A 14843-nucleotide genomic window follows, 5' to 3' on the forward strand; every position below is an offset into this window, starting at 1 on the left:
CGTTGCTCCTTGTTTATTGTGGTTGGTTGGGAGGCTTTCAGGGGAAGAAGTGTCCGTAGATCAAGCCGCTGATGGTTGCCATAATGACCACCAGGGTGACAAAGACAGTGGTTTTTTTAAGTCCCATGACACTGTTGATGACCAGCATGTTGGGCAAGCTCAAAGCCGGGCCGGCCAGCAGCAGTGCCAAAGCCGGGCCGTTACCCATGCCGGCACCGATCAGACCTTGCAGGATGGGCACTTCAGTAAGGGTAGCAAAGTACATGAAGGCGCCGACAACCGAGGCGAACAGGTTGGCCTCAAGGGAGTTGCCTCCGACCAGTCCCGCAACCCAGGTGGAAGGGATCAGCCCCTCATTGCCCGGGCGACCCAATAGGGCGCCGGCAATAAGGACCCCGAAAAACAGCAGCGGCATGATTTTTTTGGCAAAATCCCAGCTGTTGGCCGACCAGTCACGCAATTCATCGGTTTCACTGCGATCCAGAGTTGTCAGCAGGGATAGACCGATGACCCCGACCACAAAGGGAATCAGCGGATCATCCGGCCGGATCAGTGCCGCAATCATGACAGCCGCTGAGGCTATGAGCATTTTGAGCTTGTCGACGCCAAACCACAGGACCAGAATGATCGCCAGCATGATCGAGAAGAAACTGGTCAGATACCACTTTGATGCAAAAATTGCTGCCCAGAGACCAGAGCCTTCACCGGAGTCACCCCAGTTGGCAAAGACCAGAATACCGACCATGCTGCCGAAGTAAAGGGCGTTCTGCCACAACGGGCGAGGGACTTCAGCGTCCGGCATGGCAGCGGCATCGATCCGCTGCTGATCGTCCTTGCGGAAGATAAACTGCATCAACAGGCCGATAACCACAGCAAAAACAATGGCGCCGATGGCACGAGCGATCCCCATTTGCGGACCCAGAACCGCACCGGTTAACACAATCGCAAGGATGTTAACCGCCGGGCCGGAATACAAAAAAGCACAGGCGGGCCCAAGACCTGCTCCCATGCGGTAGATACCGGCAAAGAGGGGAAGAATCGTACAGGAACAGACCGCCAGCAGGGTCCCGGAGACCGAGGCGACCCCATAGGCCGTGACCTTGTTGGCCTTTGGTCCAAGATACTTCATCACCGCCGCCTGGCTGATAAACACGGCAACAGCACCGGCAATAAAAAAGGCCGGGATCAGACACAGGATGACGTGCTCCTGAGCATACCAGCGCACCAGATAGAGAGCTTCCCAGATGGCGGCTTCTACCCGACCGCTGGTTTGCAGCCATTCGATCGGCAGATAAAAGCATAAAATAAAAACCCCGATGATGATCGCCAGGATTTTCAGCTCGCTAAAACGCTTCACTTGGATGCTCCAGACTTTGCTATTTGGCAAAAAAGCCAATAGTTGAACTAAAAAAATACCCGTAGTTATCGCCGCAAGGCGTCATCGCGCTGCGAGTTGAGAACCGATTCGACACAACCAAAAAAGTTAAGGATACAGTGCACCTTTAAGCGGTAAAAAACCTGATTGCCACGTTTGTCGTCCACAACAATTCCGGCCTGGCGCAATACCGACAGATGTTTGGAGATGGTGGAAATATCCGCGCCGATCATCGCGGTCAGATCACAGACACAGCGTTCCCCTTTTTCCAGTTCCTCGACAATGAACAGGCGGGTTGGATGAGCCAAGGCCTTGATCACCCTGGTGCGGGCCAGTAGTTGGGATTTTTGTTGTTGGAATTTCTCTGAAGTCGTTTGCATATTTGGCAATATAGCCAAAGACATGAGGAAGTCAAGTTAATTTTACTTTGGACAACAGATTGGCCTCGTTACTTGACATTCATCCGCATGAGCAGATACCTTAGGTTTATGAAAAATCTTGCTCACATCTTTAAAGCACTCTCGGACGAAACCCGTTTGCGGATTCTGGCTCTGTTAAGTGATGGAGAGCTTTGTGTTTGCGATCTGATGGCTACGCTGGATTTGCCTCAATCGACGGTTTCGCGTCATTTGGCCTATCTACGCAACGCCGGTCTTGTGGACGACGAGCGGCGCGGGGTCTGGATGTTTTATCGGCTCAAGCAAGCGAACCTGCTGGGTGATGAGCTGTTACGTCTATTGCTTGAAAAGCTGAAAGAGACGCACCAGGTTCAATCGGATCAAAGAGCACTCGACCGTTTGCCCGGGGCTTCCGAAAAAAAATGCAGCTGAGTTTTTTTGTAAAATCAATTCGCTTATGCGGATAGAAGAGGGGAGTGTTTCAGAATGAAAAAAGTTCTGTTTTTATGTACCGGCAATTCCTGCCGTAGCCAGATGGCCGATGGCCTGATCAATCATGATTTCGCTGGTCAGATTGAAGCCTTCTCCGCCGGCACTGAACCCCATGGTCTTAACCCCAGGGCGGTCGCGGTGATGGCAGAGGTTGGTATCGATATTTCTGCCAACAGTTCTGATCAGATCAGCAAGTATGAAGGGCAGAATTTTGATTATGTCATTACCCTGTGTGGTGATGCCAATGACAAATGTCCCCTGTTTTTCGGTGGTGTTAAAAGGAGCCATATCGGTTTTGACGATCCACCCAAGGCGACCGGTAGTGAAGAAGAAGTGATGAATGTCTATCGCCGGGTCCGGGACGAGATCCGCGCCCAGCTGGGTGATTATTTCCGCAATGAACTGGCAGGGAGTTAAGGGATGACGAAGCAAAAGCTCGAAGGAATCAGTTTTTTCGAGAAGAACCTGACGCTCTGGGTTGTCCTTTGCATGGTTGTCGGGGTGCTGATCGGTAAATTTATGCCGGCGGTTCCGGAAACCTTGAGCAGGTTTGAGTATGCAAAGGTTTCCATCCCGATTGCCGTGCTGATCTGGCTGATGATCTACCCGATGATGATGAAAGTTGATTTTGCCAGTGTTAAAGATGTCGGTCGAAACCCTACCGGACTTTATGTCACCTGGATTGCCAACTGGCTGATCAAGCCGTTTTCCATGTTCGGGATCGCCGCTTTCTTTTTCTATATTGTTTTCAGCCCCTTTATTCCTCCGGATCTGGCCAAGGAATATCTGGCCGGCGCGGTGATACTGGGAGCCGCACCCTGTACTGCGATGGTCTTTGTCTGGAGTCATTTGACCCGCGGCAACCCGGCCTATACGGTGGTTCAGGTCGCCACCAACGACCTGATTATTCTGATTGCTTTTACTCCAATCGTCGCTTTGCTCCTCGGGATTGGCGGTATCAGTATTCCTTGGGATACCCTGTTTCTCTCGGTGGTGCTTTTTGTGGTGATTCCTCTGGCTGGCGGTTCCGCCACCCGCCATTATGTGATCACACACAAGGGCAAGGATTATTTTATCAACACCTTTTTACCTAAATTCAATAATATTACCATCGGTGCCCTGTTGTTGACTCTGGTGCTGATTTTTTCATTCCAGGGGGAAGTGATTCTCAGCAAGCCTTTTCACATTGTGCTGATTGCAATTCCCTTGATCATCCAGACGATCTTTATCTTTTTCCTGGCTTATTATGGTTGTTTGAAGTGCCGGTTGAGCCATGATATTGCCGCTCCGGCCGGGATGATTGGTGCCTCCAACTTTTTTGAACTGGCGGTCGCTGTCGCTATTACCCTGTTCGGCGCCGCCTCACCGGTGGTGCTGGTGACAATTGTCGGAGTGCTGGTGGAAGTACCGTTGATGCTGGCATTAGTTAAATATGCCAATCGTACTCGCGACTGGTTTCCGACGGCTTATTGACCAGGGAGTGAGGTTGGAGGGTAAGGGGATCAGGATTTGAGGCTTGAGTGCAAACGTTGCTGGTCGGCCAGGCGTTTACCGCCTGGCCGACCCCCGCCTCCCCGTGTAAAAAATATGCATTGCAGGATGAAAAATCAGCGAATGCTGTAGTCAGCTACCAGCCAGGCACCATCCTGGTGGCGGAGTAAAATGACTTCAGCAGCCTTGTTTTTATGCCGGGTACGCGCTTCAAACTGGACGATCAGATAGTCGCCATCAGGAAAGCGTGGATAGATGCCGATGGAACGCAGTGCCGTCAGCTGTCGCTGCTGAACCGGCCCCAACAATAAATGCGCCCGTTCAATATCGGCTACAAACTCTTGCTCATTCTGGGTCAGCCGCAGCAAGGGTGAGGCCTGGCTGTAGGCACCACTGCTGTTGCCACTGTCGATCATCCGGGCAAAGTGTTCGGCCGCTGTGACTGCATCAGCCGAGAGCAGATTTGCCGATGCGCCACTGACCCCAAGCAGCAGGCTGCATAGCCCAAGCAGACTGATTGTAATCATTTTTTTCATTGCCCCTCCATCGTCAGCTGAAATAGTTTGGGATTATTTTTTTTCATCCAACCATTGAAAAATCTTGTGGATAGAGGTTGGTTTCTGAAAAATTTTGCAGCCAAGTTGTTGTGCCTGTTCATATTCCTCACTCGACCAGTTCCCCGAAATTATCGCCTTGGGGACATTTGCCAGTTTGCAGCCGCGATCAGTAATCCACTGGATTAACTCAAGTCCGCTCATCTCCGGCATCTGATTATCGGTAATCAAGGCATCGGCACAGACGTTGCCGGCACAGCTGTCGCAGCGGTTTTTATCAGTGATATAGCTGATCGGACTGGCAAAAGCTGTGACCTTAAAATCTATTTCCGTCAGAATTTCTGTCATCAGATCACGACAAAAAGGATTGTCCTCAAACAGCAGTGCAACTTTTGGCGGCATAAAAGGCCCTCTCTGATGACAGCAGGATAGCGTATGGCACCCATTGTAACAGCGATTTCTGAAAAATTTCTGACTGGGAGGTGCCGGTGCCCATTTATTCTGAAAAAAATTGAAAATTTTGCCCGGCAAACTGTGATTTGTTATGAATTTCCTGATAGGATCCTTGCTTTGATGTATCGCTTTAATAAACAGCTGCAGCTAAGAGCCTCAAGTGCCTGGTCACTGTGCCCCTCACAGCCTGGGAGGAACAGTCCGTACCAGACCGGCAGCAAGAATGGTATCCAGTTGATGGATCCGGCGTTGCCGACGGTGGTCACCGACAAGAAGGTCGCGATAGATAGAAAGAGCAGCACGTTTTGCCGCTTATAATGGACAGTTTGCTGCGTGGAATAGAGCGGCGGGAGGTCAATAATGGATGATCAACGAATTATTGTTGAAAGCTGTGAAGTGGAGCTGGTGATGGTGAATGGATTACGCATCAGTGGCGAAGCCTTCCTGCAGTTGCAGGGGGTTTACCTGACCGGGCCGCAGCGGGTTGGTGAACTTCTCAATAGTGACGAGGCCTTCCTGCCGTTACGCCGCGACGGTCAGGTGCAACTGGTCAATCTGGAACAGACCGTTTCAGTGTCGCTCTCCGCTGAGCAGGAATTTGATCCGCTGCTGACCCTCGGTGAGGAACATCGCGTACGGGTTGAGCCGGTCGCCGGTGATGCTATTGAAGCGAGAATTTTTGTTAATTTGCCGGGTAATAAAAGCCGGGTTAAAGATTTTCTCAATCAAAAAATTCGTTTTCTGCCATTTCTGGACAATGACCGGGTTATCTATGTTGCTCGTAAAAAAATATTGCGGGTGACGGACTAAGTTTTTCAAGTTGTCGGATCTTCAGCTTCGAGCAAACAGCTTGTGGCAGTGCCAGCAACAAAACACATAATAGTTAAAGGTAAAAAACATGATGTTCTGGTTTATTTACGCGCTGACCGGCGCAGTGGTTGGGGTGCTGGCCGGGTTGTTGGGAATCGGCGGTGGGATTGTGATCGTGCCGCTGCTCACATTCACTTTTGTCGCCCAGCAGTTCCCTGAAACCTATATTCTTCATCTGGCTCTGGGAACCTCGCTGGCAACCATTATTGTCACCTCCATTTCCAGCTTTCGTGCTCACCATGCTCGTGGCTCGGTTAACTGGTCGGCAGTTAAAGGACTGGCTCCGGGTATTCTGCTCGGAACCTTTATGGGCACCTGGGTGGCGGCACAGCTTAGCAGTAAATTTTTAAGCGTGTTTTTTGCCTGTTTTCTCTATTATGTGGCCATTCAGATGTTGCTGAATATCGCTCCGAGCCCCTCACGAAGCCTGCCGGGAAAGGCCGGGATGTTCGGCGTTGGCGGCATCATTGGCGGAATTTCGAGCCTGGTGGGTATTGGTGGCGGGACGATGACGGTACCATTTCTGGGCTGGTGCAACCAACCCATCCACACTGCTGTGGGTACCTCGGCAGCCGTTGGCCTGCCGATCGCTGTTGCCGGTACCTTGGGATATCTGATGAATGGCCTGTTGGTTGCCGACTTGCCGAGTGGTAGTCTGGGCTTTATCTATCTCCCGGCCTTGCTTGGCGTGGCGGTGGTGAGTTATTTCACCGCCCCCTTTGGCGTCCGGCTTGCCCATGCCTTGCCGGTTGCGCGTCTGAAAAAAATCTTTGCAATTTTTCTGTTGTTGATGGGAACACGAATGTTCCTGAGTTTTTTTTAAAGAGTCCTTCGTCCCTTGAAAGGGTTTGTTGATGGAAAATTTCTGGATGGCGCTTGGACTGACGGTTTTCGCCGGCATGGCTACCGGATTCGGCAGTCTTATTGCTTTTATGGCAAAGCGCACCGACTTTCGCTTTCTTTCTATCGCCACCGGTTTTTCAGCCGGCGTCATGCTCTATGTGGCCTTTGTTGAAATATTCTTTAAAGGGGCTGAGGTATTGACCGAGGCGTTTGGCGACTACTGGGGGCACTGGATCAATGCGGGCGGTTTTTTTGCCGGCATGTTGATGATTGGTCTGATTGATGCCCTGATTCCCGCAGCCGAGAATCCGCATGAGGTCCATTCCGAAGCTGAAACCCGGGCCATCCGTAAAGAAGTAGAGCCGGATGCTTATATCCGCGAACATGGCCTGGAAAACAAAAAACTGATGCGCATGGGGCTGTTCACAGCTCTGGCGATCACGATTCATAACTTTCCGGAAGGGATCGCGACATTTCTCGCTGCCCTTGAAGACCCTGCTCTTGGTGTTGCTATCGCGATAGCTGTGGCTCTGCATAATATTCCGGAAGGTGTCAGTGTCTCGGTACCTATTTATTATGCGACCGGCAGCCGACTCAAAGCTTTCTGGTATTCGGTTCTCAGCGGTTTGGCTGAACCTCTGGGAGCGATTATCGCTTATTTCGGTATTGTGATGTTTTTTGGGGGCAGCGACGGTGTTGTCCCGCCGGAAGTGATGGGTTTTCTGTTCAGCGGCGTCGCCGGCACCATGGTATATATCAGTCTCGACGAACTGCTGCCTACGAGCAGGGCTTACGGCAAGGGGCATGACAGTCTGATCGGGCTGGTCGCCGGTATGGTGGTCATGGCGTTGAGTTTATTGTTGATGATGTAATTGGTGAGCCTGATGGATATGTGCCGGCAATGGCAATAAAACCAGAACTGAGACATGGACGCATGACAGTCAGGGGTCAAAGGTGGCCGATCTGGAGCCTTGTCGGATTTTTTTGTTTGATCCTGGCCGGTTGTTCTGAAATCAATTTTTACCGCCAGGCAGCACAAGGTCAATGGCAGCTGCTGGCACAACGTCGTGATATTCAGGAGCTGATTGCTGCCCAACAGACGCCTGCTGACTTGAAGCAACGTCTGGAACTGGTGCAGGCGATCCGTGATTTTGCCAGCGCGGAATTGTTGTTGCCTGACAATCGCAGCTACCGTACCTATGCTGATCTCGAACGCCCCTATGCGGTCTGGAACGTTGTCGCCGCCCCCGCCCTGTCAGTTGATCCGCTCACCTGGTGTTTTCCGATAGCCGGTTGCGTACCCTATCGCGGTTATTTTGATGAGACCGCAGCGCACCATCTAGCCCAGGAACTGGAAGCCAAAGGATACGATGTTCATGTCTATGGAGTCCCTGCCTATTCAACCCTGAACTGGTTTGATGACCCTGTTCTCAACACCTTTATTAACTACCCTGAGCCCCACCTGGCCGGGTTGATTTTCCATGAACTGGCGCATCAGCAGCTGTACGTCAAGGATGACAGTACCTTTAACGAATCCTTTGCCCGGATGGTGGAAGTCGTTGGTGTTGAGCGCTGGCTCAGGTTTCGTCAGCAACAGGACCAGATCAGTAGCTATCTGCAACATCGGTCGCGTCAGCAGGAATTTATTGATCTGGTATTGCTGGTTCGTCAGGAACTTGAGGCTGTGTATAACAGCGATGTTTCGGAATCTGTCCAGCTCGCAACCAAAGAGCAGCTGTTAAGTCGATTTCACCAGCGCTACGCCGTCTTAAAACAGCAATGGGGAGGGGACAGAGGTTTCGACGCCTGGGTCAATCGCTCCTTGAATAACTCACACTTTGCTTTGGCAGCGACTTATCATGATTATTTGCCGGCCTTTTTTACCCTCCTTGAGCAATCCGGCGGCGACTTGCGTTCTTTCTATCGGAAGGTGACAGCGCTCGCCGATTTACCCTCGCCCCAGCGTGACGCAGCGTTTCAGGCGTTACGCCCTGCTATAACAGAAGATGCCGTCAGCGCATCAACATCATCGACACATTGATGTCAAAAATCCAGCGTATCTTTCCGTCGGCCTGGACGACTTCAATAAAGATGTGTCTAAATATTGACACATTATCAAAAAATCATTATATTCAGCTACTGATAAGCCCCAGGTAAATGCTCAGAGGCCAATAAAGATTGTTGCAAAAGAGCTGTGCCCCTCGGAATTGGATACCATTTTATGGCAACAACTGATGATTATTGTGGAATGATCGGCAATTCGCCGCAGATGCTGGAATTGTTTGATCTGATTGCCTGCGTTGCCGAAGAAGGCAGCAGTACGGTTCTCATTCAGGGCGAGAGCGGTACCGGTAAGGAACTTATTGCCCGTGCGGTTCATGACAACAGTCCACGCAAGGCGGGCCATTTTGTACCGGTGAACTGCGCCGCTATCCCTGATGAGCTGCTGGAAAGCGAATTGTTTGGATACGTCAAAGGGGCTTTTACCGGCGCCATGCAGTCAAAAATCGGTCGGATTCAGCATGCTGATGGTGGCACCTTGTTTCTCGATGAGATCGGCGACATGAAATCGACCCTGCAGGCCAAGCTGTTGCGGGTGTTGCAGGAACGCGAAGTAGAACAGGTCGGAGGGGTGCGGCCGACCAAGGTCGACGTGCGGGTCATTGCCGCTACCCATCAAAACCTTGATCATCTGGTTGCCTCTGGTCGTTTCCGTGAGGACTTGTACTATCGTCTGGCCGTCATTCCGATTATTGCCCCGCCACTGCGGGAACGGCGTGCCGATATCGCGCTGTTGATCGAGCGTTTTATTGATCGTTTTACCCGCCGTAAAACTGATCGGCGCACCACTCTGGATCCGCAGACGCTGCAGAGCTTGATGGCTTTTGACTGGCCCGGCAATGTGCGCGAGTTGGAAAATCTGATTCAGCGGCTGGTGATTCTTCATCGCGGCCAGCGGATCAGTATGAAGGAATTACCGGAAAAATATCGTAGTGAACATGCCGTCGCGATGTTTGACGGGCATGGGAGCAGTCCTGCGCCGGGCATCGAAACGTCGGCGGTGGCTACGAATTCTCTTCCTGCTCCACCAGCCGGCATTCAATGGGGGGATGACGGGATTGATTTTAACACCCTGATCAGTGATTTTGAGGATCGACTGATACTCGAGGCGATTTCCCGCAGTGGCGGCAACAAGAAGGAAGCGGCGCGTTTGCTGAACCTTAAACGCACTACCCTGATCGAAAAAATCAAGAAGAAGAATCTGCCGGTTTAACTTGATTACGGCTGGGAATTAACTGGCTTTTTTGAAGTGTTGGGATACTTTATCCTGAATTTCATCAGTGCTGGCCGGGATCACCAGGATATCCCTGGCGCCATATTTAACTGCCCGTAGTACCGCTGAACGGGTCCACTCTTCACCGGCAAAAATCAGCGGTGGCAGGGTGCGTCCAGCCGACTGCAGCTTGATCGCAGCGGCAAACCCTTTTTCTCCCACCTGCGACATAACCAGAAAAATGCCCAGAACCTGGTGCTGCTGCAGCAGTGACTTGATATCATCCTGAAAGTTTAACAACCGGCAGTCGTAGGATGCGCCGGTGAGAATGTCAACAAAGGGTTCAGCTGCACTTTGCTGATCGCTTAATATCAGAACAATTGGCGATCCGCCGGCACTGACAGCATCTGTTTCTTCCCCGTCAGTTGCGCTGACCGGGGTGTCTGGGGGTGGTCCGCCCCCCTCACCGGCGGCCGGTGGTTGCGGGCCAGGTTGAGCTGCTGTCTGTCGGGCTTCGTCAACAGCGGCAGCATGGCTGTCGCCAGTAACTGCGGCCGGAGCATCCAGATCAAAGACGTCAGCCGGAAAGATCAGGTACAGGCGATGGAGTTCGTAGCCGTCCATGGCGATGGCAAAGGACGCCAGGTAGTAGCTGTCTTCAACAAACGGCTGATCAGAAGAGGGATCAATCTTGGTTGGGACGACGGTCTGACTTTCGGTGCGGACAAAACGTAGCTGCTTCGGGTAGCGATCAAGAAAAACCTGGGTTAAACTGCCGGCCAGAATATTGGCGATCTCACCATAGGCATCGGAAACTTCTCCCTCGAACTCCCCCTTTCCCATCTGTTCGGCAATCTGGTCATCCGGCAGCATGATCAGGGTGCCGCCCATGGCAATCGCATCGGGAACCTGGGTGAGTAAATAGCCGACCCCGGTTTTATCTCCGCTGACCTTCATCTGGGTCAGGATCGCCTTTTCCTGGCAATGTGAGGAAAAAAAGTCCTCTTTGGTGGTCATGAGCAGCTGGGTATCACTGCATTTGAGGGTCTGTCCGAGCAGGGCACCGATTTCTTCGCCAATCTGGCCGATGGTGGTCTTAAAGACAACATCGACAAGTTTTTTGGCATCGACGAATTTCGGTTTTTTGGCTGCTGGAGGTGCTGGTGCCGCAGGTTGTGCGTCTGCTGCTGCGGCAGGGGGTGGTTCCGTCGGCGTGACAGGCGACGCTGGAGCGGCCTCTTTTTCTTGTGTTGCTGCCGCTGCCGGCGTGGCTTCTTCCAGGTCAAATATGGGCAGCGGAACGACAAATTCAAAGACTCCGAGGTCGGTTTCGTCGATGGTCAACTCACAGCTGGCAACATAATAATCTGCCGGGGGAAAGGGCGCGTCACTTTCCATGTCAATTTTGGTGGGAATCAGCTCTTCAACCGTTTTCTTAACAAAACGCAAGGTTTTTGGGTATTTGTCGACAAACGCCTGGGTCATGACGCCGGCAATAATATTGGCTACCTCACCAAAGGCATCAGCCAATTCACCGTCGAGTTTTCCGGATTGGACGTTTTCTTCGATGATATCCTGAGGGAGCATGATCAGGGTGCCGGCCAGAACAGCGGCAGCAGAGATGCGATTCAGCAGAAAACAGTTGCCCTCACGCTCGCCACTGACCGCCATGCGCGTGAGGGCGGTTTTCTCGCGCGCCGGATTGCTGAACAGTTGTTCTTTTGAGCAGGTGCGAAGCTTGATGTCGGAACAGCTTAGCATCTGTCCCAGCAGGGCGCCGATTTCACCGGCCAGGGTTTGCAGGCCGGCCTTACAGATTACATCTATGAGAGCCCTTTGCTTCAAAATAACCTCGCGTTGCGAAGATGAGAGCAGGGCTAGTTAAGTTGATATTTGATCTCAACAAAAAACTGACCCTGGCTGATGGTAAAGGGTACGACAACCTGCTGACTGCCTTTTGGAGCAGAAATAACGTAGGACTGCCCGGCTACTGCCGTCGGAATGGCCAATTCAAGGTTGATATTTTCTGTGCTCAAACGTTCCTTGATGCCGCCGGCCAGCATGTTGGCAATCTCACCGAAGGCATCTTTCACGTCGGTATCAACCTCTTCCAGTTCCATGTCGAGCATAGCCCCGGCCACTGCCAGACCGACAGGGCTGGGGCAGTGGATGCCGAGCATGGCAGAAAGACCGCCGGTCAGACCGATCATGGCGGAGACATGACAGCCGATCGCCTGTTTGCCGGAAACAAGGGGAGGCGATGCAGCGATATCGATGAAGATCATGCAGTTGAAGATCTCTTCGGTTGTTTCCGCAATAATTTTAGCAAAATCCACATGGATATCCTTGATGATAGCAGTTTCTCCGGTTTTTCAGTCTGATCAGCTCTCTTTACGCAGCTGCAGTTCGACCAGAAAACCCAGGCCGTCAAAAGTGAAAGGAACGCTGACGGCCTGGGCACCGGCAAGACAGTCAACAGAATAGTCTTCTCCGTAGATTGCTGACGGCATCGACAGCTTGATATCGCTGCCACTGGGGTCAAGAATCGACTTGATGCTGCCGGCAAGCATATTGGCCAGTTCGCCAATAGCATCACGGACGTCATCGTCAATTTCCTCAACATCCATACCTAAAAACGCCGTCGTCACAGCCAGGGCGGCAGCATTGGTCATGTGGATGGCGAGCATCCCCCTGGTGGCACCAGCCAGGCCGACAATCCCGGAAATGCTGTTGATCAGTTTGTCATTGTTGCGAATAAAGGGCTCACCGGGGGCAACGTCCAGCATGATCATGCTGGAAAAGATCTCCTGGGTGGAATCGATAATATGCTGTGCGTGCTCCACTCTCTTCTCCTTTGTGCTGTGGCGGCTTATCTTCCTCGGGGGAAAAAGCAACTGTGAGGGGGTGTGCCGTTACAGCAGGGCACCGAGGGTTTCGTTAATCAGTTCCGGAGTAAAGGGTTTTTTGATGGCTCCCTTGGCACCGTAGGACTTGGCTTCATCAATAATATCAGCACCGGTCTCGGTAGAAATCATGACCACCGGAATATCCTTGATGGCGGCAATTTCCGATTTGGCTTTGAGGAATTCGAGCCCGTTCATATTGGGCATATTGATATCGCTGAGAATCACATCGACCTTATTGCCACTCAACACGTCGAGGGCCTCCTGGCCGTCACCTGCTTCGAGGATGGTGCTGAAATCGATGCCGGCCTGGCGCAGCGCCCGTGAAACAATCTTACGCATGGTGTTTGAATCGTCGACAATCAGGACCGTTTTTCCCATAGTAAAACTCCTTTGTTGATATGTTTGATAAAGAGTAACAGACGGTTATCCATTGTTACTTTTGGTAGAGGGCAACCAGTGATTCGCCGACCGCAAATATTTTCAACGGTTCTTCATCGCTATTGATCAGATGCCAGACTACGGTATGTTCATCCGCCTCCGGAAGCTTTCCGGATTCCAGGCTGGGCAGGCCGATTTTGTATTCCTGGTTGGGGAAGAGTTTGGTCATAAACAGGCCACCAATGGTATTAAGCAGTTCGTTCAGAATATCATAGGCCTGTGATGTGGTGACTTCCTCCTCGTCAATGCCAAAAACATTGCCGGAAATTTTTTTTAATAACCCGGCAGGCATTGCCAGGCGGATCTCACCTTGAACCGGGTCATTAATCAACATGCTGCTCCAGGTCAGTTCCGCAGCCGGAATGTCTGTCGGTGCGCCGTGCTCTTCAATGACCTCCATAAAGACCATATTTTCCAGGGTTTGCTGGACAGCTTTAATCATTGCCGGGTAAAACGGATGGTACTGAGTCATGCGGGGTCTCCTCAATGGGGTCCTGTTAATCCAGAAATTTTTCCAGAGCGTCCATCATCATCGGCGGTGAAACCGGCTTGTTAAGCACCCGATAAGCACCAAGTTCAAGTAGTTGTGCTTCTTTGGCGGGGTTGCCGGCACTGGTGATGACGATGATCGGCATATCACACAGTTTTGGGCTTGCCTTGACCCATTTAACCAGGGTCTGCCCATCCATCACCGGCATGTTCAGGTCAGTTAACAACAGATCTGCCGGTTGTTCCTTGGCGGCTTCAAGAGCCTGTTTGCCGTCCTCAACTTCAATAAATTCAGCATCGCCAAGACCGACAATCTGCAGACAACGTTTAATGAACATCCGCGCGGTTGCGGAGTCATCAGCAATAATAATGCGTTTCATCAGCTTTTTTCTCCCTGGTCAGACAGCGATTCTGTCAGTTTGTTAAATTCTGTATCTACTGTCAGCATAACATTCGCCAGAATATTTGCATTAATTTGAAAATAGTCGGAATAGCGCGGGTCGAGCTTGTAGCGCATGCTGTCGGAGCCGGTACCGAAGCCACCCATCATGGCGATACTGTCACCCAGGTGCACTGCATACACTAGTGGACGGAAGACGTCCTGCGCCAGAGATGGTTGATGATGATGACGAATCGCTGAAACCAGTTCCGACGGCAGCTGCCAGGCGATGGCAAGGGCTTCGCCGGCAATCGTATGATCCACTCCGACCAGTTCTTCTTCTGCGGCCAGATAATCGAGGCTGTCGTGGCTGCTGATCAGCTCGACCGCCTCCGGCGCACTGCCGCGCAGATAATCAGAGATCAGGGCTTTACCGATGTCGTGCAGCAACCCGGCGGTGAAGGCCAGATCAGGGCTGAGATCTGCTCCCGATTGAATCACCACCTCGCGTGCTGCAATAGCGGCGCGCAGATCGTGTTTCCACAAATCGCCACCAGCCGCTTCATAGCCTGAAAGTTCTTTAGCAAACAGTTCACCGGCACAGCTTTCAATAGCAATACTGACAATAACCTGCTGCCCCAGATAGGAAACGGCGCGATCGACAGAGGTGATCTGGTTGACCAGACCATAGGCTGCAGAATTGACCACTTTAAGAATCCTGGCAGTCAGGTTGGCGTCGGTTTTCACCAGGTTGACCACATCCATCACTTCATGATCAGGTTGCGAGGTGATCTGCAGAAGGCGGCTGGCGCTGGCAGAGATCATGGGTACCGATGAAACAATTGTCTGCAGCTCAGTCGGATTGATTTTTTTTACCATGA

The 14843-nt window shown here is 51.8% G+C and carries 19 protein-coding genes; 8 read left to right on the forward strand and 11 right to left on the reverse strand.

What is annotated here, in order from left to right:
• Positions 1 to 37 precede the first annotated feature (37 nt).
• Together AC1931_RS09830 and AC1931_RS09835 are read right to left on the reverse strand one after the other, a co-directional pair.
• Complete coding sequence (locus AC1931_RS09830; RefSeq protein WP_483877083.1) at positions 38 to 1357, reverse strand: permease; 1320 nt, start codon at positions 1355 to 1357, stop codon at positions 38 to 40.
• A 65-nt stretch (positions 1358 to 1422) separates the two neighbouring features.
• A complete protein-coding gene (locus tag AC1931_RS09835) occupies positions 1423 to 1755 on the reverse strand; it encodes an ArsR/SmtB family transcription factor (protein ID WP_483877084.1) in 333 nt (110 codons plus the stop codon).
• 108 nt (positions 1756 to 1863) lie between these two features.
• Between AC1931_RS09835 and AC1931_RS09840 the strand changes: the two genes are divergently transcribed.
• From AC1931_RS09840 to arsB, 3 genes are read left to right on the forward strand one after another with little or no spacing between them, the layout of a single operon-like run.
• Positions 1864 to 2205 carry an ArsR/SmtB family transcription factor gene (locus tag AC1931_RS09840; RefSeq protein ID WP_483877085.1) on the forward strand — a complete coding sequence of 114 codons (342 nt, stop codon included), beginning with the start codon at positions 1864 to 1866 and terminating at the stop codon, positions 2203 to 2205.
• A 54-nt stretch (positions 2206 to 2259) separates the two neighbouring features.
• Positions 2260 to 2682: an arsenate reductase ArsC gene (locus AC1931_RS09845; protein WP_483877086.1), complete on the forward strand. Its 423-nt coding sequence runs from the start codon at positions 2260 to 2262 to the stop codon at positions 2680 to 2682.
• A 3-nt stretch (positions 2683 to 2685) separates the two neighbouring features.
• Positions 2686 to 3738, forward strand: coding sequence for an ACR3 family arsenite efflux transporter (arsB, locus tag AC1931_RS09850; RefSeq protein ID WP_483877087.1), 1053 nt, complete (start codon positions 2686 to 2688; stop codon positions 3736 to 3738).
• A gap of 134 nt (positions 3739 to 3872) precedes the next feature.
• Here arsB and AC1931_RS09855 read toward each other — a convergent pair whose 3' ends face one another.
• Together AC1931_RS09855 and AC1931_RS09860 are read right to left on the reverse strand one after the other, a co-directional pair.
• A complete protein-coding gene (locus AC1931_RS09855; protein WP_483877088.1) occupies positions 3873 to 4292 on the reverse strand; it encodes a DUF4019 domain-containing protein in 420 nt (139 codons plus the stop codon).
• Between the two features lie 33 nt (positions 4293 to 4325).
• The gene (locus tag AC1931_RS09860) at positions 4326 to 4712 is read right to left on the reverse strand and encodes a response regulator (RefSeq protein ID WP_483877089.1); all 387 of its coding nucleotides are present in this window, start codon (positions 4710 to 4712) and stop codon (positions 4326 to 4328) included.
• 411 nt (positions 4713 to 5123) lie between these two features.
• Between AC1931_RS09860 and AC1931_RS09865 the strand changes: the two genes are divergently transcribed.
• The 5 genes from AC1931_RS09865 (at position 5124) to AC1931_RS09885 (ending at position 9750) form a co-directional block, all read left to right on the forward strand.
• Complete coding sequence (locus AC1931_RS09865) at positions 5124 to 5573, forward strand: hypothetical protein (RefSeq protein ID WP_483877090.1); 450 nt, start codon at positions 5124 to 5126, stop codon at positions 5571 to 5573.
• Between the two features lie 88 nt (positions 5574 to 5661).
• A complete protein-coding gene (locus AC1931_RS09870) occupies positions 5662 to 6456 on the forward strand; it encodes a sulfite exporter TauE/SafE family protein (protein ID WP_483877091.1) in 795 nt (264 codons plus the stop codon).
• 31 nt (positions 6457 to 6487) lie between these two features.
• On the forward strand, positions 6488 to 7348 hold the full coding sequence (gene zupT, locus AC1931_RS09875) for a zinc transporter ZupT (RefSeq protein WP_483877092.1): 861 nt from the start codon (positions 6488 to 6490) through the stop codon (positions 7346 to 7348).
• 29 nt (positions 7349 to 7377) lie between these two features.
• The gene (locus AC1931_RS09880) at positions 7378 to 8517 is read left to right on the forward strand and encodes an aminopeptidase (RefSeq protein WP_483877093.1); all 1140 of its coding nucleotides are present in this window, start codon (positions 7378 to 7380) and stop codon (positions 8515 to 8517) included.
• A gap of 180 nt (positions 8518 to 8697) precedes the next feature.
• On the forward strand, positions 8698 to 9750 hold the full coding sequence (locus AC1931_RS09885; RefSeq protein WP_483877094.1) for a sigma-54 interaction domain-containing protein: 1053 nt from the start codon (positions 8698 to 8700) through the stop codon (positions 9748 to 9750).
• Between the two features lie 18 nt (positions 9751 to 9768).
• On the opposite strand, the gene AC1931_RS09890 is transcribed toward AC1931_RS09885, so the two are convergent.
• The 7 genes from AC1931_RS09890 to AC1931_RS09920 all read right to left on the reverse strand — a co-directional run bounded on the left by AC1931_RS09890 (position 9769) and on the right by AC1931_RS09920 (position 14841).
• Entirely contained in the window at positions 9769 to 11595 is a 1827-nt protein-coding gene (locus AC1931_RS09890; protein WP_483877095.1) for a hypothetical protein, read from the reverse strand.
• 32 nt (positions 11596 to 11627) lie between these two features.
• Positions 11628 to 12086, reverse strand: a complete 459-nt coding sequence (locus AC1931_RS09895) for a chemotaxis protein CheX (RefSeq protein ID WP_483877096.1) — start codon at positions 12084 to 12086, stop codon at positions 11628 to 11630.
• Between the two features lie 45 nt (positions 12087 to 12131).
• Complete coding sequence (locus AC1931_RS09900) at positions 12132 to 12593, reverse strand: chemotaxis protein CheX (RefSeq protein WP_483877097.1); 462 nt, start codon at positions 12591 to 12593, stop codon at positions 12132 to 12134.
• Positions 12594 to 12662: 69 nt separating this feature from the next.
• On the reverse strand, positions 12663 to 13034 hold the full coding sequence (locus AC1931_RS09905) for a response regulator (RefSeq protein WP_483877098.1): 372 nt from the start codon (positions 13032 to 13034) through the stop codon (positions 12663 to 12665).
• A 55-nt stretch (positions 13035 to 13089) separates the two neighbouring features.
• Entirely contained in the window at positions 13090 to 13566 is a 477-nt protein-coding gene (locus AC1931_RS09910) for a chemotaxis protein CheX (protein ID WP_483877099.1), read from the reverse strand.
• Positions 13567 to 13591: 25 nt separating this feature from the next.
• Positions 13592 to 13963 carry a response regulator gene (locus AC1931_RS09915; protein ID WP_483877100.1) on the reverse strand — a complete coding sequence of 124 codons (372 nt, stop codon included), beginning with the start codon at positions 13961 to 13963 and terminating at the stop codon, positions 13592 to 13594.
• Complete coding sequence (locus AC1931_RS09920) at positions 13963 to 14841, reverse strand: HDOD domain-containing protein (protein WP_483877101.1); 879 nt, start codon at positions 14839 to 14841, stop codon at positions 13963 to 13965. The genes AC1931_RS09915 and AC1931_RS09920 overlap by 1 nt, the downstream gene beginning before the upstream one ends.
• Between the last annotated feature and the right edge of the window lie 2 nt (positions 14842 to 14843).

This window comes from Pelovirga sp. C15f, assembly GCF_057178085.1.